This is a genomic window from Pseudomonas sp. RC10-4-2 (genome assembly GCF_050433085.1).
GTDB classification, from domain to species: Bacteria; Pseudomonadota; Gammaproteobacteria; order Pseudomonadales; family Pseudomonadaceae; genus Pseudomonas; species Pseudomonas aeruginosa.
Window position 1 is genome coordinate 1,483,002 of sequence record NZ_JBNPXX010000002.1, and the last position, 24,965, is coordinate 1,507,966.

Below are 24,965 nucleotides of genomic sequence, written 5' to 3' on the forward strand. Positions count from 1 at the left end.
CAGGGCGAAACGCTCTTCCGGAAAGTTCGCGGAGAGGCTGGACAATAGAAAATTAGCTTGCTAATAATTCGCTCGCTCATGTATTTCGGGGCGTCCGCGATGGCCAAGCCTTCCTTCTTTTCCTCCGACCTGGTGCAGGTGCTGCTGTGCCCGCGCCTGCACGAACTGCAGTTCGCGGTGAAGGCCCTGCTGGCCGGCGGGTTGGCCCTGTACCTGGCCTTCAGCCTGGAGCTGGAGCAGCCGCAATGGGCATTGATGACGGTGTTCGTGGTCAGCCAGCCCTATAGCGGCATGGTCCTGGCCAAGGGCATGTTCCGCCTGATCGGCACCTGCGCCGGTGCGCTGGTGTCCATCGGCATGGTCGCGCTCTATGGCCAGGCATCGCTGCCCTTCCTCCTGCTGATGGCGCTCTGGCTGGCGTTCTGCACCGCCGGCGCGTCGCTGCTGCACAACCATGCGTCCTACGGTTTCGTCCTGGCCGGCTACACCGCGGCGATCGTCGCCCTGCCGGCCAGCGCCGATCCGGCGACGGTGTTCGACCAGGCGGTGGCCCGCTGCTCGGAGATCGGCCTGGGCATCCTCTGCGCGGCGCTGGTGAATGTGCTGCTCTGGCCGCGGCGCCTGGAACGCCAGTTGGCGAACCAGGGCAAGGCGGCCTGGGAGGCCGGCTTGCAGGCGGCCGCGGCGGAGCTGCGCGGCGCCGACGAACGCGGCGAGCTGCTCGCGGCGCTGGGGCGGATCGCCGCGGCGGACGCCCAGCGCGACCATGCCTGGTTCGAGGGCGCGCTCGGCCGCGCCCGTTCCCAGGCCTTGCGCGTGCTTGGCCTCGACCTGCTCGGCCTGCTGCGCGCGGCGCGCAAGGTGGCTCGCGAGCGGAGGCTGCTCGATCCGGCCAGCGCGCACGCCTTGCAGCCCTGGCTGGAAGAACTCGAGGCACTGTTGCGCGAGGGCCGCCAGGCCGAGTTCGAGGCCTGCCGGCAGCGCTTGCGCCTGGCGCTGGACGCGGCGCATGGACAGTTGCACCTGTGCCTGGTCTGCCTCGAACGCCTGCTCGGCGAGGCGAGGGCGGCCGGGCGCAGCGTCGAGGCGCTGGTCTATGGCGCGCCCACCCGCGAGGCGCCGGGCGCCATCGCCTGGCACCGGGACATCGAGCGCGGCGTGCTGTTCGGCCTGCGCAGCGCCCTGGCGTTCCTCTGCGTGGCCGCGTTCTGGCTGGCCAGCGCCTGGCCGAGCGGGTTGGGCGCGGTGTCGATCACCGGGGTGGTGCTGAGTCTCTTCGCCAGCCGCGACAACCCGGCCCAGGCCGGCCTGAACTTCCTTCGCGGGATTCTCCTGTCGATCCCGCTGGCCGGCTTCGTCGCACTGTTCTACCTGCCCGGCGTGGACGGCTTCCCGCTGCTCTGCCTGGGCCTGGGCGTACCGCTGTTCTTCGCCGCGCTGTGCGTGAACCGGGCGAGCCTGGCCGGGATCGCCTCGCCGTTCTGCATCTTCTTCGTGAAGAACGTCGCGCCGAGCAACAGCATGAGCTACGACCTCGCGCACTTCCTCAACAACGCCCTGTCGACGGTGCTCGGGGTGGCCTTCGCCGTGCTGGTGTTCAACCTGGTCAGCCTGCGGCCGGGCGAACGCCATTACCGGCGCATGCTGCAGGCCACCCTCGGCGACCTGGCGCGGCTCACCCTGCGCTCGCCGGCGCAGGCCGAGGCCTGGTTCGGCGGGCGCACCGCGGATCGCCTGATCCGCCTGGCGCAGCGCTACGACCGTTTGCCGGAGGGGCGCCGCCAGCCCTGGTCGGACGGCCTGATGGGACTCGACTTCGGCGATGAGCTGCTCTACCTGCGGCAGTGCCTGGAGGAGGTCCCGGCGTCCCTGGCGCAGGCCCGCGACCGTTACCTGCGGCGCCTGCGCCTGGCGCTGCTGGGCGATGGCCCGCGGGCCGAGCGTGAACACGCCCTCGACCCGCCGACCGCGCGCCTGCTCAAGGCCCTGGCCGCCAGCCCGCTGGCCGGCAGCGAACGCGGTGAGCTGGCCGGCGCCGCGCTGGTGCAGTTGCAGGCCACCTGGCGGCAGTGGTGCCGCAGCCATGCTCCGGCCGGGACGGCGCTGCGCACGGACCCGCTCCCCGGAGCCGGGCGCTAGTTCTGCGGTGGCCGCCCACATTGACCGCGCAAGCCCCGAACCACTAAGCTGCGCGCCTTGCGACAGGTGCCCCGCAAGGGGTGAAACAGGGAAGCTGGTGCGTTCCGTCGGAACCAGGCCAGCGCTGCCCCCGCAACGGTAGGCGAATCAGACAGCCGCTCGATGACCACTGTGCTCCGGCATGGGAAGGCGCGGCTGGAAGCGTCCAGCGCTTCGCTCGCGAGCCCGGAGACCGGCCTGACGCACCCACGGCATCGCGGAGGGCGCTGTCGGACGTCTCCTGCCGTCGCTTCGTCCTCCGTCTGCCTCAACCCAGGTCGCGCGGGTGAGAGCGACGGAGCAGCGCAGAGCATGAACAGAGTTTTCCTGACCCCGGCAGCCGTGGCGCTGTGCGGCGCGTCTTCCCTGAGCCTGGCCGAACCGGTCAGCCTTGCCGACCAGGTGGTGACCGCCACCCGTACCGCCCAGACCGCTTCCCAGAGCCTGGCGGCAGTGAGCGTCATCGACCGCGAGGATATCGAGCGCAGCCAGGCGCGCAGCGTGCCGGAGCTGTTGCGCCAGGTACCCGGCGTGTCGCTGGCGAACAACGGCGGTTTCGGCAAGAACACCACGCTGTTCCTGCGCGGCACCGAGTCCGACCATGTACTGGTGCTGATCGACGGCATCAAGGTCGGCTCGGCCAGCGCTGGCCTCACCGCGTTCCAGGACTTGCCGGTGGAGCTGATCGAGCGCATCGAGGTGGTCCGCGGGCCGCGTTCCAGCCTGTACGGCTCGGAGGCCATCGGCGGGGTGATCCAGATCTTCACCCGGCGCGGCGACGGCCAGGGCGCCAAGCCGTTCTTCTCCGCCGGTTACGGCACCCATCAGACCCTGGAGGGCAGCGCCGGGGTCAGCGGCGGCGCCGGCAACGGCTGGTACAGCCTCGGGGTGAGCAGCTTCGATACGGCGGGGATCAATACCAAGCGCGCCGGTACTGCGGGCTATGAGCCAGACCGAGACGGCTACCGCAACCTGTCCGGCAACCTGCGCGGCGGCTATCGCTTCGACAATGGCCTGGAACTCGACGGTACCCTGCTGAGGGCCAAGTCGCACAACGACTATGACCAGGTCTTCGGCAACTCCGGTGTCAATGCCAACGCCGACGGCGAGCAGAACCTGGTCGGCGGCCGTGCCCGCTTCACTCCGTTCGATCCCTGGCTGGTGACCCTCCAGGCCGGGCGCAGCGAGGACAAGGCCGATGCCTATCAGGATGGCCGTTTCTACTCGCGCTTCGATACCCGTCGCGACAGCCTGTCCTGGCAGAACGACCTGACTCTGGCCGAAGGCCATGTGCTGACCCTCGGCTACGACTGGCAGAAGGACGAGATCAGCAGCAGCGAAGCCTTCAGCGTCGACTCGCGGCTGAACAAAGGCTGGTTCGCCCAGTACCTCGGCCAGTACGGTCGCCAGGATTGGCAACTGAGCCTGCGCCGCGACGACAACCAGCAGTTCGGCGTGCACGACACCGGCAGCGCCGCCTGGGGCTACGCGCTGAGCGACGCGCTGCGCTTCACCGTCAGCTACGGCACGGCGTTCAAGGCGCCGACCTTCAACGAACTCTACTACCCCGACTACGGCAATCCCGACCTGGACGCCGAGACTTCGCGCAGCCTGGAAGTCGGGCTGAGCGGTACGCATGGCTGGGGGCACTGGGCGGTGAATGCCTTCCGTACCAACGTCGACGACCTGATCGGCAACGATCCGCGTCCGGCGCCGGGGCGCCCCTGGGGGCAGCCGAACAACATCGACGAAGCGCGCATCCGTGGCGTCGAACTGGTCCTCGGCAGCCAGTGGCTGGGCTGGGACTGGAACGCCAACGCAACCTTCCTCGACCCGCAAAACCGTTCCGGCGGCGTCAACGACGGCAACGAGCTGCCGCGCCGGGCGCGGCGGATGTTCAACCTGGAACTGGACCGGCGCTTCGAGCGTCTTTCGCTGGGCGCCAGCGTGCACGCCGAAGGCCGACGCTATGATGACCCGGCCAACAAGGTGCGCCTGGGCGGCTACGCCACCCTCGACCTGCGCAGCGAGTACCGGCTGAACGACGAATGGCGTCTGCAGGGCCGGATCGCCAACCTGTTCGGTGCCGACTACGAAACCGCGTATGGCTACAACCAGCCTGGCCAGGCGGTCTACCTCAGCGTGCGCTACCAGGCTCTGTGAGGCCGGGTATTTCGAATGAACGAGGCGACGGCGCGGCCGCGTCGCCGCAAGGAGTGATCGACGATGAACGAATCCCCCGAGAAGGACCAGCGCCACCGCGAGCGGATGGAGCGCAAGAAGGCCGTGGTCGACGAGAAGATCGCCCAGGCCCGCGACGAACGCGGCGTGCTCCTGGTGCATAGCGGCAACGGCAAGGGCAAGAGCAGCTCGGCCTTCGGCATGGTCGCGCGGGCCCTGGGCCATGGCATGAAGGTCGGTGTCGTGCAGTTCATCAAGGGCGCCGCCAGCACCGGCGAGGAAGCCTTCTTCCGGCGCTTCCCCGAGGAAGTCAGCTATCACGTGATGGGCGAGGGCTTCACCTGGGAGACCCAGGACCGCCAGCGCGACATCGCCAAGGCCGAGGCGGCCTGGAAGGTCGCCGCGCAATTGCTGGCCGACCCGGACGTTGGCCTGGTGGTGCTGGACGAACTGAACATCGCCCTCAAGCACGGCTACCTGGAACTGGACAGGGTCCTCGCCGACATCCAGGCGCGCCCGGCCATGCAGCATGTGGTGGTGACCGGTCGCGGCGCGCAGCCGGGGATGGTCGAGGCCGCCGACACGGTGACCGAGATGAGCCTGGTCAAGCACGCGTTCAAGGCCGGGATCAAGGCGCAGAAAGGAGTGGAGTTCTGATGCCCGCGCCATGCGCGGAGACGCTTCGCCCATGACCCAGGCACGCTGTCCGGCCCTGCTGATCGCCGCCCCGGCCTCCGGCCAGGGCAAGACCACCGTCACCGCCGCTCTGGCCCGCCTGCATGCGCGCCAGGGGCGACGGGTGCGGGTGTTCAAGTGCGGACCGGACTTCCTCGACCCGATGATTCTCGCTCGCGCCTCCGGCGCGCCGGTCTACCAGCTCGACCTGTGGATGGTCGGCGAGGCCGAAGCGCGACGCCTGCTGGCGCGGGCCGCCGGCGAGGCCGACCTGATCCTCATCGAAGGGGTGATGGGCCTGTTCGATGGCAACCCCTCGGCGGCAGACCTGGCGCGGCGTTTCGGCGTGCCGGTGCTGGGGGTGATCAACGGCGCGGCGATGGCCCAGACCTTCGGCGCGCTGGCCTACGGACTGGCGCATTTCCAGCCGGACCTGCCGTTTTCCGGAGTGCTCGGCAACCGCGTCGGCAGCCAGCGCCACAGCGACATCCTGCGCGATTGCCTGCCGCCCGGCATGCGCTGGTTCGGCGGTCTGCCGCGCTCGGCCGAATTCGAATTGCCGAGCCGCCACCTGGGCCTGGTCCAGGCCGAGGAACTGGCCGATCTCGATGTGCGCCTGGACGCCGCCGCCGACGCCTTGCGGGCCAGCGCCGAGACCGACCTGCCGGAGCCGGTGACCTTCGAGGTGCCCGCTCCGGCGCCGCTGCAACGCAGCCTGGAAGGCGTGCGCATCGGCGTGGCCCGCGACGCCTCGTTCGCCTTCCTCTACCAGGCCAATCTCGACCTGCTGCGCGAACTCGGCGCCGAACTGGTGTTCTTCTCGCCGCTGCAGGACCAGGCGCTGCCCGCCGTGGACAGCCTGTACCTGCCGGGCGGCTATCCCGAACTGCACCTGGGGCGCCTGCAGGGCAATCGCGCCATGGCCGAGGCGATCCGAGCCCACCATGCCGCCGGCAAGCCGCTGCTGGCCGAGTGCGGCGGCATGCTCTACCTGCTCGACTGCCTGGAAGACGCCGACGGCGAGCGCGGCGAACTGCTCGGCCTGCTGCCGGGCCGGGCGCGCCTGCAGAAGCGCCTGACCGCCCTGGCCTTGCAGGAGGTCGAGCTGCCGGAAGGGCGGCTGCGCGGGCATACCTTCCATCACTCGACCCTCGACTGCGCCGTCGAGCCTCTGGCCCGTGGCGTCTGCCCGAACGGCCGGAACACGGCGGAGGCGGTGTTCCGTCTTGGCCGGCTGACGGCTTCCTATATCCATTTCTACCTGCCTTCCAACCCGCAGGCCGCCGCCGCGTTGCTGGCGCCCGCGCGAGACGCCGACTGACATGTCCGATTCTTCTCACGCCTTCAGCGCCACGGAACGCGCCGCCGTCTACCGGGCCATCGCCGAGCGCCGCGACATGCGCCACTTCAGCGGCGGCAGCGTGGCGCCGGAGCTGCTCGCGCGGCTGCTGGAGGCCGCGCACCAGGCGCCCAGCGTCGGCCTGATGCAACCCTGGCGCTTCATCCGTATCACCGAGCCGGCGTTGCGCCGGGCCATCCACGGGCTGGTCGAGGAGGAACGCGGACGTACCGCCGAAGCCCTCGGCGAGCGCTCCGACGAGTTCATGCGGCTCAAGGTCGAGGGCGTGCTGGATTGCGCCGAACTGCTGGTTGCCGCCCTGATGGACGACCGCGAACGCCATGTGTTCGGTCGCCGGACCCTGCCGCAGATGGACCTGGCGTCGCTCGCCTGCGCGATCCAGAACCTCTGGCTGGCCAGTCGCGCCGAGGGCCTGGGGATGGGCTGGGTATCGTTGTTCGATCCGGCCGCGCTGGGCGAGTTGCTCGGCCTGCCGCCCGGCAGCGAGGCGGTGGCGGTGCTCTGCCTGGGCCCGGTGGCGGAGTTCTACCCGGCGCCGATGCTGGCGCTGGAGGGTTGGAGCGAACCGCGTCCGCTGGCCGAGCTGGTCTACCAGAACCGTTGGGGCGAGCGAGCATGAGCGCACTGCTGGGTATCCTCGGCGTGGCGCTGGATGCGCGCTTCGGCGAGCCGCAGGGCTGGCACCCGCTGGTCGCCTTCGGCCGCCTGGCCGATCGCCTGGAGCGCCGTTTCAACCGCTCGCGCCTGGCCGGCGAGGGCGATCCCGGGGTCGGCTGGCGCAGCCACGGGGTGACCGCCTGGGTCCTCGCGGTACTGCCGCTGACCCTGCTGGCCTGGGCGCTCGCTGAACTTCCCTACCTCGGCTGGCTGGTCCAGGCCCTGGCGCTGTACGCCGCGCTCGGCCTGCGCAGCCTCGGCGAGCACGCCGAACCGGTGGCGCTGGCCTTGCGCGCCGGCGACCTGGACGAGGCGCGGCGACGTGTCGGCTACCTGGTCAGCCGCGATACCCGCGAACTGGACCAGGCCGGGGTCGCCCGCGCGGCCACCGAATCGGTACTGGAGAACGGCAGCGACGCGGTTTACGCCGCCCTGTTCTGGTTCGCCGTGGCCGGCGCGCCGGGGGTGGTGCTGTATCGCCTGAGCAATACCCTGGACGCGATGTGGGGCTACCGCAACGCGCGCTTCGAGCGCTTCGGCTGGGCCGCGGCGAAGATCGACGACATCCTCAACTACCTGCCGGCGCGGCTGGTGGCGCTGACCTACGCGCTGCTCGGCGACACCCGCCAGGCCCTGCGCTGCTGGCGCGAGCAGGCGCCGCAATGGGACAGCCCCAACGCCGGCCCGGTGATGGCCGCCGGCGCCGGTGCGCTGGGGGTTTCCCTGGGCGGCGCGGCGATCTACCACGGCGAGCTGCACCAGCGGCCGCTCCTCGGCAGCGGCCCGCAGCCGCAGGGCCGCGACATCTATCGGGCCCTGGCGCTGGTGCGCCAGGGCGTGCTGCTCTGGCTGCTGGTGCTGGCCGGACTCTGGGCCATGGGGTGGCTGCATGCTTGAACACGGAGGGCGGTTGCGCGAGGCGGCGCGCCGCTACGACATTCCGCTGGCGGACTGGCTGGACCTGTCCACCGGCATCGCGCCCTGGCCGTTTCCGCTGCCGGCGATCCCCGAGCAGGCCTGGACCCGCCTGCCGGAGAGCGACGACGGCCTGGAAGCCGCCGCCTGCCTCTACTACGGCGCCGAACGGGTATTGCCGCTGGCCGGCAGCCAGGCGGCGATCCAGGCCCTGCCGAGGATGCGGCGGGGCGGGCGGGTCGGCGTCCTGTCGCCGTGCTATGCCGAGCACGCCCACGCCTGGCGCCAGGCCGGGCACCTGGTGCGGGAGATCGGCGAGGCCGAGGTCGAGCCCTATCTCGACAGCCTCGACGTGCTGCTGGTGGTCAACCCGAACAACCCCACCGGGCGGGTCTTCGAGCCCGCCGAGCTGCTGGCCTGGCATGCCCGCCTGCAACGTCGCGGCGGCTGGCTGCTGGTCGACGAGGCGTTCATGGACTGCACCCCGCAGTCGAGCCTGGCGGCCTGTAGCAACCGACCCGGATTGATCGTGCTGCGCTCGTTCGGCAAGTTCTTCGGCCTGGCCGGTGCGCGGCTCGGCTTCGCCCTCGGCGAACGGCCGCTGTTGCAGGCGCTGGCCGAGCAGCTCGGTCCGTGGACGGTCAATGGCCCGGTGCGCCATGTGGCCCAGAGCGCCTTGCGCGACCGCCAGCAACAGCGCCAGCAGCGCGAGCGCCTGCTGGCCGCCAGCCAGCGCCTGGAGGAACTGCTGCGCCGCCACGGCTGGCCGCCGGCGGGCGGCAGCGCGCTGTTCCAGCGCCTGGTCGATCCACGCTGCGCGGCGTTGCACGACTACCTGGCGCGGCGCGGCATCCTCACCCGCCAGTTCGAGCAGCCGGCCAGCCTGCGCCTCGGCCTGCCCGCCGACGAGGCCGCCTGGGCCCGGCTCGATGCCGCGCTGCTCGGCTTCAAGGAGCCTGCTCATGAGTGATCGCGGGCGGACCCTGATGGTCCAGGGCACCACCTCGGACGCCGGCAAGAGCACCCTGGTGACCGCGCTGTGCCGCTGGCTGGCCCGGCGCGGCGTCGCGGTGGTGCCGTTCAAGCCGCAGAACATGGCGCTGAACAGCGCGGTCACCGCCGACGGCGGCGAGATCGGCCGCGCCCAGGCGGTCCAGGCCCAGGCCTGCCGGCTGGCGCCGCACACCGACATGAACCCGGTGCTGCTCAAGCCGAACACCGACATCGGCGCCCAGGTGATCATCCATGGCCGCGCGGTGACCAGCATGGACGCCGCCGCCTACCACGACTACAAGCGCGTGGCGATGGAAGCGGTGCTGGCTTCCCATGGGCGGCTCGCCGCCGCCTACCGGGTGGTGATGGTGGAGGGCGCCGGCTCGCCGGCGGAGATCAACCTGCGCGCCAACGACATCGCCAACATGGGCTTCGCCGAAGCGGTGGATTGCCCGGTGATCCTGGTCGCCGATATCGACCGCGGCGGGGTCTTCGCCCACCTGGTCGGTACCCTGGAACTGCTCTCCGACTCGGAGCGGGAGCGGGTCAAGGGCTTCGTCATCAATCGCTTCCGCGGCGACATCGCCCTGCTGCAACCCGGCCTCGACTGGCTGGAGGCGCGCACCGGCAAGCCGGTGCTCGGCGTGCTGCCCTATGTCAGCGACCTGCACCTGGAGGCGGAGGACGCCATCGACACGCGCCAGGCGGCCAAGGTCGGGCCGCGCCTGAAGGTGGTGGTGCCGGTGCTGCCGAGGATCAGCAACCACACCGATTTCGATCCGCTGCGCCTGCACCCCCAGGTCGAGTTGAGCTTCGTCGGCCCCGGCCAGGCGCTGCCGTCGGCGGACCTGATCGTCCTGCCCGGCTCGAAGAGCGTGCGCGCCGACCTCGCGGCGCTGCGCGAGCGTGGCTGGGACGAGGCGATCCTCCGTCACCTGCGCTACGGCGGTCGCCTGCTGGGGATCTGCGGCGGCCTGCAGATGCTCGGCGAGCGCCTGCACGATCCGCTCGGCCTGGAAGGCGCGGCCGGCAGCAGCGCTGGCCTCGGCCTGCTGGCGTTGGAAACGACCCTGGAGGCGGACAAGCAATTGCGCAACGTACAGGGCCGCCTGAGCCTGGAGGATGCGCCGCTGTCGGGCTACGAGATCCATGCCGGGGTCACCCGTGGCGAGGCCCTGGCGCGGCCGGCGGTGGTGCTCGACGATGGCCGCGCGGATGGTGCCCGCAGCGTCGACGGGAACGTCATGGGCACCTACCTGCACGGCCTGTTCGAATCCACCGCGGCCTGTTCGGCGCTGCTGCGCTGGGCCGGCCTGCGCGAGGTCCAGGCGGTGGACTACCAGGCCTTGCGCGAACGCGACATCGAGCGGCTCGCCGACCTGGTCGAGCGCCACCTGGATACCGGGCGATTGCTCGCCCTCTGCGGAGAACCCCATGCGTGACCTGATCCTTGGCGGCGCCCGTTCCGGCAAGAGCCGCCTGGCCGAGCGCCTGGCCGCCGAGAGCGGGCTGGCGGTGAGCTACATCGCCACCGCCCAGGCCGGCGACGGCGAAATGGGCCGGCGCATCGCCGAGCACCGCGCGCGCCGCCCGGCCCACTGGCGAACCCTGGAGGAGCCTCTGGCGCTGGCGGCGACGCTGCGCAGCGAGGCCGAGGCCGGACGCTGCCTGCTGGTCGACTGCCTGACCCTGTGGCTGACCAACCTGCTGCTCTGCGACGATCCCCAGCGTCTCGACGGCGAGCGCGAGGCGCTGCTGGAATGTCTCGGCGAGCTGCCGGGACGGATCATCTTGGTCAGCAACGAAACCGGGCTCGGCGTGGTGCCGCTGGGCGAACTCAGCCGGCGCTACGTCGACGAGGCCGGCTGGCTGCACCAGGCCATCGCCGAACGCTGCGAACGGGTGACCTTCACCGTCGCCGGCCTGCCCATGCCGTTGAAAGGAGAACCGCTATGAGTCTGCAATGGTGGCGCGACACCTGCCGCGAGGCGGACCCGCAGATGCGCCGGCGCGCGGCCGAACGCCAGGACCGGTTGACCAAGCCGCGCGGCTCGCTGGGCCGCCTGGAGCAGGTGGCGATCGACCTGGCGGCGTTGCAGGGGCGCGAACGACCGAGCCTGGAGAGGCTCTGGGTGACGGTCTTCGCCGGCGACCACGGGGTAGTCGCCGAGGGCATCTCGGCCTATCCGCAGGCGGTCACCGGCGAGATGCTGCGCAACTTCGTCCGCGGCGGCGCGGCGATCAGCGTGCTGGCGCGCGAACTCGGCGCCGGCCTGGAGGTGGTCGACCTGGGCACCGCGTTCCCCCTGGAAGCCTTGCCCGGCGTGCGTCACCTGCGCCTGGCGGCGGGCACCGCGAACTTCGTCGAGGCCCCGGCGATGGGCGCCGAACAGTGCCTGCTGGCGCTCGAGGCCGGGCGCGAAAGCGTGCGCCGCGCCGAGCAGGCCGGCAGCCAGCTGTTCATCGGCGGCGAGATGGGCATCGGCAATACCACCGCGGCGGCGGCCATGGCCTGCGCGCTGCTGGATGCGCCGGCGAGCGCGCTGGTCGGGCCGGGAACCGGGCTGGACGCCAGCGGCGTGGCGCACAAGGCCGCGGTGATCGAGCGTGCCCTGGCCCTGCACGGCGCCCATCGCGCCGACCCCTTCGAAACCCTCCGCCGTCTCGGTGGCCTGGAGATCGCCGCGCTGGCCGGCGCCTACCTGGCCTGCGCGCAGAAAGGCATGGTCGCCCTGGTCGACGGCTACATCTGCAGCGTCGCGGCGCTCTGCGCGGTGCGCCTGAACCCGGCCTGCCGCGACTGGCTGCTGTTCGCCCACAGCGGTGCCGAGCCGGGCCATCGCCATGTGCTCGAAGCCCTGGCGGCGCAACCGCTGCTCGACCTCGGCCTGCGCCTGGGCGAGGGTAGCGGCGCGGCGCTGGCGGTGCCGCTGCTGCGCCAGGCCTGCGCGCTGCACGCGGGGATGGCGACCTTCGCCGAAGCGGCGGTCTCGGACCGCCCGGCATGAGCCTGCGCCTGGACCTCCTGCGGCATGGCGAAACCGAGTCCGGCGGCGGTTTCCGCGGCAGCCTCGACGACGCCTTGACCGCGCGTGGCTGGGCGCAGATGCGCACGGCGGTGGAAGGCGGACGCTGGGACCTGCTGGTCAGCTCGCCATTGCAACGTTGCCGCGCCTTCGCCGAGGAACTGGCGCAGCGCCAGGAGATCGAGCTGGAACTGGAAAACGATCTGCGCGAACTGCATTTCGGCGCTTGGGAGGGGCGCTCGGCGGCCGCCCTGATGGACGGCCACAGCGAGGCGCTCGGCCGCTTCTGGGCCGATCCCTACGCCTTTACCCCGCCGGGCGGCGAGCCGCTGTCCGAGTTCGAGGCGCGGGTGCTGGTCGCCCAGCGACGCCTGCGCCAGCGTCATGCCGGCCGTCGTGTGCTGCTGGTGACCCATGGCGGCGTCATCCGTCTGTTGCTCGCTCGCGCCCGTGGCCTGCCGCGCGAGCACTTGCTGCAGGTGGACGTCGGTCATGGCGCACTGTTCGGCCTGCGCGCCGGAGAGGGCGACGATCGCTGGCACGAGTGCCGGGAAGGGGAATAGCCATGCGCGAAGCCTTGTGCTCACTGCTGGTCGCCTTGCAGTTCCTCACCCGCCTGCCGGTGCGCCTGTCGGCGATGCCGACGCCGGAACAGTTCGGCCGCGCGGTGCTCTGCTATCCACTGGTCGGGGTGCTGATCGGCGTCGTGCTGTACGCCGCGGCGCGGTCGCTCGACGGTACGCCGCCGCTGTTGCAGGCAGCCTTGCTGCTGAGCCTGTGGGTGGCGCTGAGCGGCGCGCTGCACCTGGACGGCCTGGCCGACATGGCGGACGCCTGGGTCGGCGGGCTGGGCGACCGCGAGCGGACCCTGGCGATCATGAAGGACCCGCGCAGTGGCCCGGTGGCGGTGGTTGTCCTGGTACTGGTCCTGTTGTTGAAGTTCTCCGCCCTGGCGGCGCTGCTCGGCCAGGGCGAGGCCGGGTTGTTGCCGCTGGCCCCGTGGCTGGCGCGCAGCAGCCTGCCGCTGCTGTTCCTGACCACGCCCTACGCGCGCCCCGGCGGCCTCGGCCAGGCCATCGCCGAGCACCTGCCGGCGCGCAGCCTGCCGTGGGTGCTGGGGGTGAGTTTCGGCCTGGCCCTGGCCTTCGGCCTGGCCGGCCTGCTGGCGTTGCTGGTGACGCTGATGCTCTTCGCCTGGCTGCGCAGCCGTTTCCTCGCGCGCCTCGGCGGCACCACCGGGGACACCGCCGGCGCGCTGGTCGAACTTACCGAGTGTGCGGTGCTGGTGGCGCTGGCTCTGTAGCCGGACGCGGCTGGCGCAGGACCGCCATGGCGCTGAGGAAGAGCAGCGCGGCGGCGGCCAGTAGCACGGCGACGAAGGCCTGGTCGAAAGCCTGCCGGGCAAGCTCGACGAGCCGCGACGCGACCTCCGGCGCCAGGCCCTCGGCGACCAACAGGGCGTCGTCGAGGCTGTCGCGGACCCGCGCCGGCAGCTCGGCCGAGGGCAGCCTCAGCGACATCCCGTAGACGAAACTCATCAGGCTGCCGAGCAGGGTCACGCCGATCACCCCGCCCAATTCGTAGGACACGTCTTCGATGGCGGCCGCCATTCCGGAACTCTGTTCGTCCACGTTGAGCATCACCGCGGTGGAGGCGGCGGTCATCGCGCCGCCGAAGCCGACGCCGAGCAGCACCAGGCTGGCCAGTTGCGCTCCGGTGGCGGACTGGTAGGACAGGGCCAGGCCGAGCAATCCGGCGCTGCCGAGCAACAGGGAGGCGCACATCACCCGGTTCTCGCCCCAGCGCGGCACCAGCCAGCCGGCCAGCGGCCCGACCACCAGCGAGGCCAGCGGGATCGGCAGGACGAACAGGCCGGCCTTCAGCGGCGTCAGGCCCTGCACCAGTTGCAGGTGCTGGCTGAACACCAGTTCCATGCCGACCAACGCCATGGTCGCCACCAGGGCCACCGCGACGCCGCGGGCGAAGCGCCGGTTGCGGAACAGTGCGAAGTCGATCATCGGTTCGCGGGCGCGGCGCTGGCGGCGGACGAACAGGTACAGGCAGAGCATGCCGCCGAGCGCGGCCAGGACGGCCAGCCCGAAGTCCGGGGCGCGTGTGCTGAGTTCCTTGATCGCATACACCACCCCGACCAGGCCGAACATCACCTGCAGCGAGCCGAGGGCGTCCCATGGGCGCCGCGACTGGCCGCCGCAGGCCGGGATGGCCGGCAGCGCCAGCAACAAAGCGACGACCACCACCGGGACGTTGATGAGGAACACCGAGCCCCACCAGAAGAACTCCAGCAGCACGCCGCCGACCACCGGCCCCAGCGCCGCGCCGGCAGAGGCGACGGAGGCCCAGATGCCGATGGCCAGGGCGCGTTCGCGTTCGTCCTGGAAGACATGGCGGACGATCGACAGGGTCGCCGGCATCATCAGTGCCGCGCCCACCGCCAACCCGGCGCGGGCGGCGATCAGCGCCGCGGCGCTGGGGGCGAAGGCGGCGCACAGCGAGGCCAGGCCGAACAGCGGCAGGCCGGCGAGGAACAGCCGCTTGTGGCCAAGGCGGTCGCTGAGCAAGCCGGCGCCGGGCAGCAGGCCGGCGACCACCAGCGGATAGGCGTTGACGATCCAGAGTTTCTCCGCGGCCGTCGCGCCGAGGTCGTGGGTCAGGCGCGGCAGGGCCGTGTAGAGCACGGTCATGTCGATGATGATGAGGAACAGGGCGCTGGAGACGATGGCCAGGACCAGCCAGCGGTTCTGCCGGAACATGGGATAACCTCTGTGGCGAACGGTTCATCGCTCGCCGTGGATAACGGGAATTGCGCGCCACGGGCGGGCGCGTGAAAATATAAATACATACGTATGGATTTAAACTCAAGAGGTAGCCATGGGACGCCGACGAACGATCGACCGTGACCAGTTGCTCGATGCCGCCGAGGCGGTGATCGCCCGCGAAGGCGCGGCCGGCCTGACCATCGATGCGGTGGCGAAGGAAATGGGCATTACCAAGGGCGGCGTGCAGTACTGCTTCGGTACCAAGGATGCGCTGATCGACGCGATCTTCGAGCGCTGGGGCAAGGCCTACGACAGCCTGTTCGAAGCGGTGGCAGGGAAGCAGCCGACGCCACTGACGCGGGTTCGCGCACATGCCGAGGCGACCCAGCGTTCGGACGAGCTGTCCAGCAGCAAGGCGGCGGCGCTGATGGCGGCGCTGATCCAGACGCCCGAGCATCTGGAGGGCAGCAACCAGTGGTATCGCAGCCGGTTGGAAGGCCTGGACCTGTCCGCACCTGAGGGGCGCCGTGCGCGCCTGGCGTTCCTGGCGGTGGAGGGCGCTTTCATGTTGCGCTACTTCCGCCTGATGGACATTGGCCAGGAGGAGTGGGACTCGATGCTCGACGACGTTCGTGCGTTGTTGCTGAACCCGGCTGGCGCCAGCGGAGGCTGAGGCTCCGCTGGCGCGCGCTGCGGGTGGTCGCCTCAGTCGAAGGCGAAGTGCTCGCTCTTCAGGTCCATGATCGAACCCGTCGGCTTCGCCATTGCCGCCGCGTGGCCCTTGGCGCGCGGAAGCAGGCGGGCGAAGTAGAATTCGCTGGTGGCGATCTTGGCCTTGTAGAAGTCCGCCGACTCGCTGCCGCCCTGGCGCAGTCGCCGGCGCGCAGCGGCTTCCTGGAGGGCCCAGGAATAGGCCAGCGTGGCGTAGCCGGAGAACATCAGGTAGTCGTGGCTGGCGGTGCTCACCAGATCGCGTTGCTTGCGCGCGGTGAGGGCAATGCGCAGGGTCAGCAGGTTCCATTGGGCGCAGAGCTTGAGCAGCACCAGGGCGCGGCCGCGCATGCGCGGTTCGTTCTTCAGCAGGTCGACGGCGAACCGGGCCACACTCTTGGTGAAGTCGCGCACGGCCTTGCCCTGGGTCATCAGCAGGACCTTGCGGCCGAGCAGGTCGAGGGCCTGGATGCCGGTGGTGCCTTCGTAGAGGGTGGCGATCCGCGCGTCGCGGACGATCTGCTCCATGCCGTGTTCGCGGATATAGCCGTGGCCGCCGAACACCTGCATGCCGAGGTTGGCGCTTTCCAGGCCGAGTTCGGTCAGGCAGCCCTTGAGGATCGGCGTGAGGAAGCCGAGCTTGTCGTCCCAGCGTTCGTATTCGGCGTCGTCGTTGCTGAGGATGCCCTGGATCATCCGGTCGGCGTACTGGGTGGCCAGGTAGACCAGCGCCCGGCCGCCTTCGGCGATAGCTTTCTGGGTCAGCAGCATGCGCCGCACGTCACCGTGGTGCATCAGGCTGTCGGCGACCTGGTCGGGTTCCTTGGTCCCGGAGAGCGCGCGCATGGAGCGGCGTTCGCGGGCGTAGGCGAGGGCGCCCTGGTAGGCCAGCTCGGCGGTGGCCACGCCCTGGATGGCGGTGCCGATGCGGGCGCTGTTCATGAAGGTGAACATGCATTCCAGGCCCTTGTTCGGCGGTCCGATGAGGAAGCCGGTGGCGCCGTCGAAGTTCATCACGCAGGTGGCCGAGGCCTTGATCCCCATCTTCTTCTCCAGCGCGCCGCAACTCACGCCGTTGCGCGGGCCGAGCGCGCCGCCTTCGCCGGGAAGGAACTTGGGCACGATGAACAGGGAAATGCCGCGGGTGCCCTTCGGTGCGTCCGGCAGGCGGGCGAGGACGATGTGGACGATGTTCTCGGTCAGGTCGTGTTCGCCGGAAGAGATGAAGATCTTCGTCCCGCTGATGGCGTAGCTACCGTCGGGGTTGGCCTCGGCGCGGGTCTTCACCTGGCCGAGATCGGTGCCGCACTGCGGCTCGGTGAGGCACATGGTGCCGCCCCAGCGGCCCTCGGTGAGCGGAACCAGGTAGGTCTGCTTCTGTTCCTCGGTGCCGTGCTGCATCAGGGTGTTCATCGCGCCGAGGGAGAGGCCGGGATACATGGAGAACGGCCAGTTGGCGGTGCCCATCATCTCCTGCTTGAGCGCGCCGAGGCTCATCGGCAGGCCCTGGCCACCGTACTCCACCGGGTGCGAGAGGCCCTGCCAGCCGCCGGCGACATAGGCCTCGTAGGCTTCCTTGTAGCCCTTCGGCGTCCGTACTTCGCCGTTCTCCAGGTGGCAGCCTTCCTCGTCGCCGCTGTGGTAGAGCGGGGCGATCACTTCCTCGCAGAGCTTCGCGCATTCGCCGAGGATCGCATCGACCATGTCCGGCGTGGCTTCGGCTCCGTTGACCAGGTTGCGGTAATGCTCGGGGAAATCGAAGACTTCGTTGAGCAGGAAGCGCGTGTCGCGCAGCGGGGCTTTGTAAACGGGCATGGCTACCTCGGCGATGGATGGAGGGCGCCGGGTGCTCCCGGTCGCCGCTGACAGCGCGAGTTATAGGCCAGCGCCCGGCGTCCGGCCTTGGCAGGGGCAACAGACGGCGTTGGCAGTTCGGACAATCCGCTTGACCGTCGAGAAGTACGGGTATATACACGCATCCATGCTACCGACCCAATGCCTCTGTACCAAACTGCGTCGCGCCGCCCGCAGCGTTTCCCGCTTCTACGACGAGGCGCTGGCCGATACCGGCCTCAAGGTGGCGCAGTTTTCCCTGCTGCGGCACCTGCGGCGCCTGGACCGGCCGAGCATTTCCGAACTCGCCGAAGCCATGGGACTCGACCGCAGCACCCTCGGTCGCAACCTGCGGGTGCTGGAAGGCGACGGCCTGCTGCGCCTGACCGGTGGCGAGGACCAGCGCAACCGCCTGGTCGAGCTGACGCCTGCCGGGCTGGATGCCCTGGAGCGCGGAACGCCGGCCTGGGAAGATGCGCAGCGGCGTCTCGCCGGGCGCCTTGGCGAGGAGCGCAGCGGCGCCTTGGCGGCGTTGCTGGTGGAACTGGAGCGACTGGACTGACAACCGACGAAGCCTCTCGCCGAGGCGCTTCGTTCACGATAAAGCGGGTATATACCCGTAGATGGAGCGACCCATGCCGCGTGCCGCCTTCTGGATCCTGCTGTCCGGAGCCCTGATCCTCGCCCTGTCCCTCGGCGTGCGACATGGCTTCGGCCTGTTCCTCGCGCCGATGAGCGCCGACTTCGGCTGGGGCCGCGAAGTCTTCGCCTTCGCCATCGCCTTGCAGAACCTGGTCTGGGGCCTGGCCCAGCCGTTCACCGGGGCGCTCGCCGACCGCTACGGCGCGGCGCGGGCGGTGCTGGTGGGGGGCCTGCTGTACGCCCTCGGTCTGGTCCTGATGGGACTCTCGCAGTCGGCCACCGGGCTGTCGCTGAGCGCCGGCCTGCTGATCGGCCTGGGCCTTTCCGGCACCTCGTTCTCGGTGATCCTCGGCGCCGTCGGCCGCGCAGTGCCGGCGGAGCAGCGCAGCATGGCGATGGGTATCTCCAGCGCGGCCGGCTCCTTCGGCCAGTTCGCCATGCTGCCCGGTACCCTCGGCCTGATCGGCTGGCTGGGCTGGTCCTCGGCCCTGCTCGCCCTGGGCCTGCTGGTGGCGCTGATCGTGCCGCTGGCCGGGCTGATGAAGGATCGCCCGTTGCCGCCGCAGGGCCATGAACAGAGCCTCGGCGAAGCGCTGCGCGAGGCCTGCGCGCATTCCGGGTTCTGGCTGCTGGCGCTGGGCTTCTTCGTCTGCGGCTTCCAGGTGGTGTTCATCGGCGTACACCTGCCGGCCTACCTGGTCGACCAGCACCTGCCGGCGCAGGTCGGCACCACGGTGCTGGCGCTGGTCGGGCTGTTCAACGTGTTCGGCACCTACATCGCCGGCTGGCTCGGCGGGCGCTGGTCGAAGCCGCGCCTGCTGACCGCGCTGTACCTGGTGCGCGGGGTAGTGATCGTACTGTTCCTCTGGCTGCCTCTGAGCGTCTACAGCGCCTACGCCTTCGGCGTGGCCATGGGGCTGCTGTGGCTGTCCACGGTGCCCCTGACCAACGGCACCGTGGCGACCCTGTTCGGCGTGCGCAACCTGTCGATGCTCGGCGGCATTGTGTTCCTCTTCCACCAGTTGGGCGCCTTCCTCGGCGGCTGGCTGGGCGGGGTGGTCTACGACCGCACCGGCAGCTACGACCTGGTCTGGCAGTTGTCGATCCTGCTAAGCCTGCTCGCGGCGCTGCTCAACTGGCCGGTGCGCGAGCGTCCGGTGGCGCGCCTGCAGGTGGCCGGAGGCGCGGCGTGAAGCTGGCCTGGCTGCTCGCCGCCGGGGCGCTGCTGGGACTCGCCTGGTGGGGCTGGCAGCGTGGCGGACTGGCGCTGCTGGAACTGGGCATGGGCGCATGCTGATAGGTGGCGATAGGCGCGGGGAAGGGTAAGCTGGGACATTCGTCGCCAAGGAGCCATTCCATGAAACCTCGCGTGCTGTTGTCCGTCCTGGCGCTCGCCGGGCTGCCGCTGAGCGGCTGGGCCGCCGATTGCCCGGAACTGTTGCAGGGCCAGTTGACCAAGCTGCGTTCCAAGGAAAGCATCGATCTTTGCCAGCGTTACGCCGGCAAGCCGCTGGTGGTGGTCAACACTGCCAGCCACTGTGGCTTCACCCCGCAGTTCAAGGGGCTCGAGGCGCTCTACCAGCGTTACAAGGGGCAGGGCCTGGAAGTGCTCGGGGTACCTTCCGACGACTTCAAGCAGGAAGCCGCGGATACCGCCGAGACCGCGAAGATCTGCTATGGCAACTACGGCGTGACCTTCGCCATGACCCAGCCGCAGCACGTGCGCGGCGACGAGGCGATCCCGCTGTTCCGCCAGTTGGCCGAGCAGAGCGGCCAGGCGCCGCGCTGGAATTTCTACAAGTACGTGGTGGATCGCCAGGGCAGGGTGGTCGCGCAGTTCTCCAGCAAGACTACCCCGGACGATCCGCAGCTCCAGGCCGCCATCGAGAAGGCCATCGCCAGCCAGCCCTGAGGGTCGGCCAGGCATGAAAAAGCCGGGCATTGCCCGGCTTCTTCGTTGGCGCGTGCGATCAGAAACGATAGGTGACCTGGGCGGTCAGGCCATGCGCGCTGTTGTCGTACTTGGCGCTGTAGGCCGGCTGCAGGGCGCTGCCTTCCTGGTTGACGCCGGCGGTGGTTTCCCACAGGTAGGCGTAGGCCACGTCGACGGTCAGGTCCTGGTTCGGCGACCAGCCGGCACCGACGGTGAAGACCTTGCGGTCGCCCACCGGGATGCGCACGTTGCGGTCCTCGTTGGAGGTCGGCGACGGCTCGTAGGCAAAGCCGGTGCGCAGCACCCACTCCGGGGTGGCCTGGTAGGAGGTACCTACCGAGAAGGACCAGGTGTCGCGCCAGTTCAGGTCTTCGCCGATGGTGTTGAAGCCCAGGGCCTGGCCGAGCGCCGGTACGCCGCTGTTGCGCACCTCGATCTTCTCCAGGCGGCTCCAGCGGGTCCAGACGGCGCCCAGGTAGCCCGTCCACTTGTCGTCGAACTTGTGGGTGATGGAGGTATCCACCGATTCCGGCAGGGTGATGTCCAGCTTGGCATCGTACTTGCCGTTCAGGCCCAGGGCACCCGGAGCGTTCTTCACTTCGGTGTTGCCGCCCAGGTGGTACTTGACCTTGGAGTGGTAGGTCAGGCCCCAGGTGGTGTCGTCGGTCAGGTCGACCATCACGCCGACGTTGTAGCCGATGGCGGTGTCGTCGCCCTTGATGTTGATCTTGGTATCGCCGTTGCTGCCGAGCAGGCCATTGGTGGCCAGGGTGTTCTTCAACTGGCCGTCGATGCGGTTGAAGGTCGGACCGAAGCCGACGGAAACCTTGTCGTTGATCTTCCAGGCGATGGTCGGCTGCACGGTGATCACCTGCACCTTGCTATAGGAGCCGTGGGAGCTGCCCATGAAGCCGTTTTCGTAATCGTTGATGATGCCGTAGGGCACGTAGATGCCCAGGCCGAAAGTGAAATCTTCGTTGATCGGCGTGGAGAAGTAGCCGAACGGTACGGCGGCCAGCGGTACCGAGTCGCCCTTGTTGCTGCCCTGGGCGGTGCTGTGGGCCTGGCTGATGTCGTCCTTGGCCTTGACGATGGCCAGACCGCCGCTGACTTCGGTGCGTTTCAGCTTGGACAGGCCGGCCGGGTTGCCGTAGATGGTGCTGGCATCGAGCGCGGACGAGGCGCGGCCGGCGTAGGCGGTGCCGGCGCCGCTGGCGCTCTGTTCGTTGATGGCGATGCCGTTGGCGAGGGTGTAGGTGGAGACAGCGCTAATGGTCAGTGCGAGAGAGGTTTTAAACCATATTGTTTTCATTGTTGGAGCAACTCCTGTGTATAACGGCGCGCAAACTACCAAGATTCCCAGACCGGCGCCAGTGTTCCGAAGTTCCGCAGGGTGCGGAACAGAGCGGTTGGCTCCGGTGCCAGTGAAGCGAAGGTAGCGCAACCGTTCGTGTCTGTATGTAAAAAATTTTCTGACCGGTTGGTCTGTTTCGGACGCGGGATTTTTCCATTCGCCGTCAGGCGACCTGGCTGAGGCTGCCGATGCAGCGTTGCCAGGCGTCGATGAACTCGTGCAGGCGACCGTGCGGCTGGAATACCTGGCGCCACACGCGAGCCTGGGCGAGGTGGTCGTGCTGGTCGGGCAGTGGCAGTCGCGCGGCTTCCACCAGCGACCAGGCGATGGCCGTGCTGTAGCGCAGGTTCACCGTCAGTTCCAGGTGCGGCGCGGCGAGGAAGGCATGCTGGCTGGCCAGGCCGCGGACCCGGCTGGCGCGCTCCGGGTCCAGCGCCAGGTACTGGTCCCAGAGCTGCTGGTGGCGTTCGCTGGCGATCCGGTACAGGCCGTGGCCACGGCGGTCGTCGAGGGCGCTCCCCAGCGCCGACTGGCAGGCCGCCGCGCCCAGCAGCAGCGCTTCGGCGGCGGGGCTGTGGCAGGACAGGTAGTCCAGGGTCGGGCGTATCACGTGCTGGCAAAGATCGTTGGCGGAAATACCCATGACGGCCTCGCGCAAGGTGGATCGGCGGGGCCGGGCAGTTTGGCAGCTTCTATTCCGATGGCCCCGCCGATAGCGGACTTAGCCGCTTGATTTGAAGTGTAGTGAAACAAATCGGCTGTAAAGGACTGTTTTTAAATTGTTTCCAGCTTTAGAGAACGACTGATATGCCTGCTGGAAATTAAACCGGCGCGTCCTTGCTTCGCTTGTGCTGGGCGGCATTCTCAGCCCCTGCGCAGGCTGTAGAGGAAGTCGCGGATGATGGCTTTCACTTCATTGGCCGCTTGCCGCTTGTTGCGTGCATCGCGAAGACTCATCGCGGCCTGGGTAAGGAAGCCGTAGAGCTGGCCGACCAGGGTTTCCCGGCGGTAGTCCTTGAGTTCGCCACTGGCCGCCAGTTCGTCCACCAGGCGCCCGACGTAGCGCAGCGTGTGGCGCGAGTCGATGCGTTTCCATCGCTCCCAGCCGACGACCGTGATCACCTCCTGCAGCGACAGTTGCCGCTTGCCGCGCGCCATCACGCTGTCGATGAAGGCCTCGGCCAGTGCGGCGGCCTCCGCCCACTTGTCGACATGCGCCGGCACCCTGTCCAGGTCCTCGGCGATCGTCCGTACCTGGCGTTCGTAGCATTCGGCGAGCAGTTCCTGCTTGCTGCCGAAGTGGTGGTAGAACGCGCCCTTGGTCACGCGCGCCTCGCGGGCGATGGCGTCGATGGAGACGCCGCCATAGCCATGTTCGATGAAGGCGGAGAGGGCGCTTTCCAGCAGCGCCTCGCGGGTCGCCTCGGCATTTTCCTGCTGCCTGCTCTTGACATTCATACTGCTGCCTTCTTACATACCGTCGGTATGTTCATGCTAGCACGCCTGGCGATCCGTCGAGCATTGCGTCCGTCCCGGCTGCTCGAACCCGCACGGCAAAGGAGAGAGCGAATGAGTACCGCAGTGGAGATCGCCTGCCGTGACGGTGTGCGCCTGGCCGGCGACCACTTCCCGGCCGTCGGCGATGCGCAGGGGAGCATCGTGGTGGCCTGCGCGCTCGGCGTCAGGCGCGCCTTCTACCAGCGCTTCGCCGTCCTGGCCGCGGCTTCCGGCTATGAGGTGCTGTTGTTCAGCTACCGCGGCAGCGAAGGCGACGACCCTGCCGTGGCTAGCTATCGCCTGGCCGACTGGGGACGCGAGGACATCGATGCGGCGCTGGCCTGGTGCCGAGCGCGCGCGCCGGAGCTACCGCGCTATTTCGTCGGCCACAGCATCGGCGCGCAGTTGCTCGGTCTGGCTGGTCAGGCCAGCGGATTGAGCGGCGCCGCGTTCGTCGCCGGTTCGTTTCCGTACTGGAGGCGCTGGCGAGGCAGGCAACGCTGGCAGATGTTCGGCCTGTTCTGCGTGGCGGTGCCGCTACTGACCGGACTGCTCCGACGCTTTCCCAGTCGTTTCTTCGGCCTCGGCAGCCTGGATATGCCGAGTCATTTCATGCGCGACTGGGCGCGCTGGGTGCGGCAGCCGGACTACCTCCTGGCACCGCGCTTCGGATTGCAGCGGCAGGGTTACGAGGCGCTGGACATCCCCGTCGCCAGCTTCCTGTTCGAGGACGACGACTACGTGCCGTGGGCTGCGGCGGAAAAGCTTCACCAGGTCTATGCCGCGGCGCACCTGGAGTTGCGTCGCAAGGGACGGGCCGAGGGGGCAGTCGGGCATTTCGGGCTGTTCCGCAACGAGGCGTTGCAGAAGGAGTTGCTCGACTACTTCAGGAAGCTGCCCGACGCGGCGTAAGCCGCGTCCGAGCGTATGGCGTCAGTCGCCGGTGGCGACCGGGCGGCGCGGGTCGGTGATCCACTCGCTCCACGAGCCGGCGTAGAGGCGCGGAAGCGGGAAGCCGGCGAGGCTCAGGGCGAACAGGTTGTGGCAGGCGGTGACGCCGGAGCCGCAGTAGGCGACCAGCTCGTCCACCGGGCGACCGCGCAACAGGGCGGAGAACCGCTGGTGCAATTGTTCCGGCGGAAGGAAGCGGCCGTCGCTGCCAAGGTTGTCGGTGAAGGCGGCGCACTGGGCACCGGGAATGTGCCCGGCGACCGGATCTATGGGCTCGACTTCGCCACGGAAGCGCGGCTGCGCGCGAGCATCGAGCAGCGCCAGTCCGGGTTGGCCCAGTTGGACCTGGAGGGTGGCGGCGTCGATCAGCAGCGAGGCATCGGGCTGGCCCTGGAAATCGCCGGGTCGAAGGCTGCTTTCGCCATTGGTCAGTGCCAGCCCCGCAGCCTTCCAGGCCGCCAGGCCGCCATCGAGGAGGTAGACCCCATCGCGCTTGCCCAGCCAATGCAACAGCCACCAGGCGCGGGCGGCGAATGCGCCGGGGCCGTCGTCGTAGAGCACCACCTGGCTATCCTGGCGCAGGCCCCAGGCTTGTAGCTTGAGCGCTAGCTCGGCGGGATCCGGCAGCGGATGGCGACCGGTCACGCCCTTGCGCACGGGAGCGGAAAGATCCCGTTCGAGGTCGGCGAAATGCGCGCCGGGAATGTGGTTTTCCTGATAGACGCGGGCGCCGTAGGCCGGGTCTTCGAGGGCGAAACGGCAGTCGAGGACCAGCAGGTCGGGTTCGCTGAGGCGGGCGGCCAGTTGTTGCGCGGTTAGCAGTTGGGCGGACGACATCGCGGACTCCTTGGGTCGGGAAGCAAAGCCGGTGGCGAATGGGTGGATCATGCCCCTTGGACCGCGTCGCGTCATCCCGGCGTCGCGCGGCGAGGTGGAGAAATGGCGAAAGGAAAGGGCTGGCTCCAGGCGAGGAAGATTCCTACTCGGTCATCAGCCTCGCCCGGCAGCGGGGGATTTGTCCAGACATGCAGAATCGGCTCGTTCCGAGATACCCGCTCCTGTGTTCTATCCCTCGGGACGCTTGTCCGATTGGCTTGGCCCGACGCTTGCGCCGGGCTTTTTTTCGCCTCTGTCCCGACCGCACCGCTTGCCTATCCATCCCGGGCCGCCTGCCGTAATGGTTGGGACCTTGCATGCCTGGCGATGGAGTCCTCGAAATGGTTGGGTTTTACGACTTGTAAGTTGGGAGTTTTCTTACTTCTAACTCAGGATTTTCAATTTT

The 24,965-nt window shown here is 69.2% G+C and carries 23 protein-coding genes and 1 riboswitch; of the genes, 17 read left to right on the top strand and 6 right to left on the bottom strand.

Features of this window, described 5'->3' with window-relative positions; genetic code table 11:
- Positions 1 to 99 precede the first annotated feature (99 nt).
- The 12 genes from FHW81_RS15015 (at position 100) to FHW81_RS15070 (ending at position 13,288) form a co-directional block, all read left to right on the top strand.
- Positions 100 to 2,139, top strand: a complete 2,040-nt coding sequence (locus tag FHW81_RS15015; RefSeq protein WP_024928677.1) for an FUSC family protein — start codon at positions 100 to 102, stop codon at positions 2,137 to 2,139.
- Positions 2,140 to 2,186: 47 nt separating this feature from the next.
- Positions 2,187 to 2,394, top strand: a riboswitch (cobalamin riboswitch).
- Between the two features lie 96 nt (positions 2,395 to 2,490).
- Positions 2,491 to 4,341, top strand: coding sequence for a TonB-dependent vitamin B12 receptor (gene btuB, locus FHW81_RS15020; RefSeq protein WP_023118329.1), 1,851 nt, complete (start codon positions 2,491 to 2,493; stop codon positions 4,339 to 4,341).
- Positions 4,342 to 4,404: 63 nt separating this feature from the next.
- A complete protein-coding gene (gene cobO / locus FHW81_RS15025) occupies positions 4,405 to 5,016 on the top strand; it encodes a cob(I)yrinic acid a,c-diamide adenosyltransferase (protein WP_003082589.1) in 612 nt (203 codons plus the stop codon).
- A gap of 31 nt (positions 5,017 to 5,047) precedes the next feature.
- Positions 5,048 to 6,355, top strand: a complete 1,308-nt coding sequence (locus tag FHW81_RS15030; protein WP_003159855.1) for a cobyrinate a,c-diamide synthase — start codon at positions 5,048 to 5,050, stop codon at positions 6,353 to 6,355.
- A gap of 1 nt (position 6,356) precedes the next feature.
- Positions 6,357 to 7,013 carry a 5,6-dimethylbenzimidazole synthase gene (gene bluB, locus FHW81_RS15035; RefSeq protein WP_003082592.1) on the top strand — a complete coding sequence of 219 codons (657 nt, stop codon included), beginning with the start codon at positions 6,357 to 6,359 and terminating at the stop codon, positions 7,011 to 7,013.
- Positions 7,010 to 7,948: an adenosylcobinamide-phosphate synthase CbiB gene (gene cbiB, locus FHW81_RS15040; protein WP_003159856.1), complete on the top strand. Its 939-nt coding sequence runs from the start codon at positions 7,010 to 7,012 to the stop codon at positions 7,946 to 7,948. The genes bluB and cbiB overlap by 4 nt, the downstream gene beginning before the upstream one ends.
- On the top strand, positions 7,941 to 8,936 hold the full coding sequence (gene cobD / locus FHW81_RS15045; RefSeq protein ID WP_003123098.1) for a threonine-phosphate decarboxylase CobD: 996 nt from the start codon (positions 7,941 to 7,943) through the stop codon (positions 8,934 to 8,936). Before cbiB ends, cobD begins: the two co-directional genes overlap by 8 nt.
- Positions 8,929 to 10,401: a cobyric acid synthase gene (locus FHW81_RS15050; RefSeq protein ID WP_003112353.1), complete on the top strand. Its 1,473-nt coding sequence runs from the start codon at positions 8,929 to 8,931 to the stop codon at positions 10,399 to 10,401. The genes cobD and FHW81_RS15050 overlap by 8 nt, the downstream gene beginning before the upstream one ends.
- Positions 10,394 to 10,915 carry a bifunctional adenosylcobinamide kinase/adenosylcobinamide-phosphate guanylyltransferase gene (cobU, locus tag FHW81_RS15055; protein ID WP_003082599.1) on the top strand — a complete coding sequence of 174 codons (522 nt, stop codon included), beginning with the start codon at positions 10,394 to 10,396 and terminating at the stop codon, positions 10,913 to 10,915. The genes FHW81_RS15050 and cobU overlap by 8 nt, the downstream gene beginning before the upstream one ends.
- A complete protein-coding gene (gene cobT / locus FHW81_RS15060) occupies positions 10,912 to 11,967 on the top strand; it encodes a nicotinate-nucleotide--dimethylbenzimidazole phosphoribosyltransferase (RefSeq protein WP_003158253.1) in 1,056 nt (351 codons plus the stop codon). The genes cobU and cobT overlap by 4 nt, the downstream gene beginning before the upstream one ends.
- Positions 11,964 to 12,548, top strand: coding sequence for an alpha-ribazole phosphatase family protein (gene cobC, locus FHW81_RS15065; protein ID WP_023090716.1), 585 nt, complete (start codon positions 11,964 to 11,966; stop codon positions 12,546 to 12,548). The genes cobT and cobC overlap by 4 nt, the downstream gene beginning before the upstream one ends.
- A gap of 2 nt (positions 12,549 to 12,550) precedes the next feature.
- On the top strand, positions 12,551 to 13,288 hold the full coding sequence (locus tag FHW81_RS15070; protein WP_016253684.1) for an adenosylcobinamide-GDP ribazoletransferase: 738 nt from the start codon (positions 12,551 to 12,553) through the stop codon (positions 13,286 to 13,288).
- On the opposite strand, the gene FHW81_RS15075 is transcribed toward FHW81_RS15070, so the two are convergent.
- The gene (locus FHW81_RS15075; RefSeq protein WP_003109280.1) at positions 13,251 to 14,756 is read right to left on the bottom strand and encodes an MFS transporter; all 1,506 of its coding nucleotides are present in this window, start codon (positions 14,754 to 14,756) and stop codon (positions 13,251 to 13,253) included. The two genes, FHW81_RS15070 and FHW81_RS15075, sit on opposite strands and share 38 nt — an antisense overlap.
- A gap of 118 nt (positions 14,757 to 14,874) precedes the next feature.
- On the opposite strand from FHW81_RS15075, the gene FHW81_RS15080 reads away from it, so the two are divergent.
- On the top strand, positions 14,875 to 15,435 hold the full coding sequence (locus FHW81_RS15080) for a TetR/AcrR family transcriptional regulator (protein ID WP_003158256.1): 561 nt from the start codon (positions 14,875 to 14,877) through the stop codon (positions 15,433 to 15,435).
- 32 nt (positions 15,436 to 15,467) lie between these two features.
- Here FHW81_RS15080 and FHW81_RS15085 read toward each other — a convergent pair whose 3' ends face one another.
- On the bottom strand, positions 15,468 to 17,288 hold the full coding sequence (locus tag FHW81_RS15085) for an acyl-CoA dehydrogenase C-terminal domain-containing protein (RefSeq protein ID WP_003158257.1): 1,821 nt from the start codon (positions 17,286 to 17,288) through the stop codon (positions 15,468 to 15,470).
- 130 nt (positions 17,289 to 17,418) lie between these two features.
- On the opposite strand from FHW81_RS15085, the gene FHW81_RS15090 reads away from it, so the two are divergent.
- The 3 genes from FHW81_RS15090 (at position 17,419) to FHW81_RS15100 (ending at position 19,860) form a co-directional block, all read left to right on the top strand.
- Positions 17,419 to 17,868, top strand: a complete 450-nt coding sequence (locus FHW81_RS15090) for a MarR family winged helix-turn-helix transcriptional regulator (RefSeq protein WP_003145315.1) — start codon at positions 17,419 to 17,421, stop codon at positions 17,866 to 17,868.
- 73 nt (positions 17,869 to 17,941) lie between these two features.
- Positions 17,942 to 19,141: an MFS transporter gene (locus FHW81_RS15095; RefSeq protein ID WP_003449467.1), complete on the top strand. Its 1,200-nt coding sequence runs from the start codon at positions 17,942 to 17,944 to the stop codon at positions 19,139 to 19,141.
- Between the two features lie 164 nt (positions 19,142 to 19,305).
- On the top strand, positions 19,306 to 19,860 hold the full coding sequence (locus tag FHW81_RS15100) for a glutathione peroxidase (RefSeq protein WP_003082631.1): 555 nt from the start codon (positions 19,306 to 19,308) through the stop codon (positions 19,858 to 19,860).
- A 58-nt stretch (positions 19,861 to 19,918) separates the two neighbouring features.
- Here FHW81_RS15100 and FHW81_RS15105 read toward each other — a convergent pair whose 3' ends face one another.
- The 3 genes from FHW81_RS15105 to FHW81_RS15115 form a co-directional block, all read right to left on the bottom strand.
- The gene (locus tag FHW81_RS15105) at positions 19,919 to 21,193 is read right to left on the bottom strand and encodes an outer membrane protein transport protein (RefSeq protein WP_003082638.1); all 1,275 of its coding nucleotides are present in this window, start codon (positions 21,191 to 21,193) and stop codon (positions 19,919 to 19,921) included.
- 205 nt (positions 21,194 to 21,398) lie between these two features.
- Complete coding sequence (locus tag FHW81_RS15110; protein WP_003082640.1) at positions 21,399 to 21,878, bottom strand: hypothetical protein; 480 nt, start codon at positions 21,876 to 21,878, stop codon at positions 21,399 to 21,401.
- A 221-nt stretch (positions 21,879 to 22,099) separates the two neighbouring features.
- Positions 22,100 to 22,693 (bottom strand): TetR family transcriptional regulator, encoded by a 594-nt coding sequence (locus FHW81_RS15115; protein WP_003082643.1) that lies wholly within the window; start codon positions 22,691 to 22,693, stop codon positions 22,100 to 22,102.
- Between the two features lie 111 nt (positions 22,694 to 22,804).
- Between FHW81_RS15115 and FHW81_RS15120 the strand changes: the two genes are divergently transcribed.
- On the top strand, positions 22,805 to 23,644 hold the full coding sequence (locus tag FHW81_RS15120) for an alpha/beta hydrolase family protein (RefSeq protein WP_003116035.1): 840 nt from the start codon (positions 22,805 to 22,807) through the stop codon (positions 23,642 to 23,644).
- A gap of 21 nt (positions 23,645 to 23,665) precedes the next feature.
- On the opposite strand, the gene FHW81_RS15125 is transcribed toward FHW81_RS15120, so the two are convergent.
- A complete protein-coding gene (locus FHW81_RS15125; protein ID WP_003082647.1) occupies positions 23,666 to 24,520 on the bottom strand; it encodes a sulfurtransferase in 855 nt (284 codons plus the stop codon).
- Between the last annotated feature and the right edge of the window lie 445 nt (positions 24,521 to 24,965).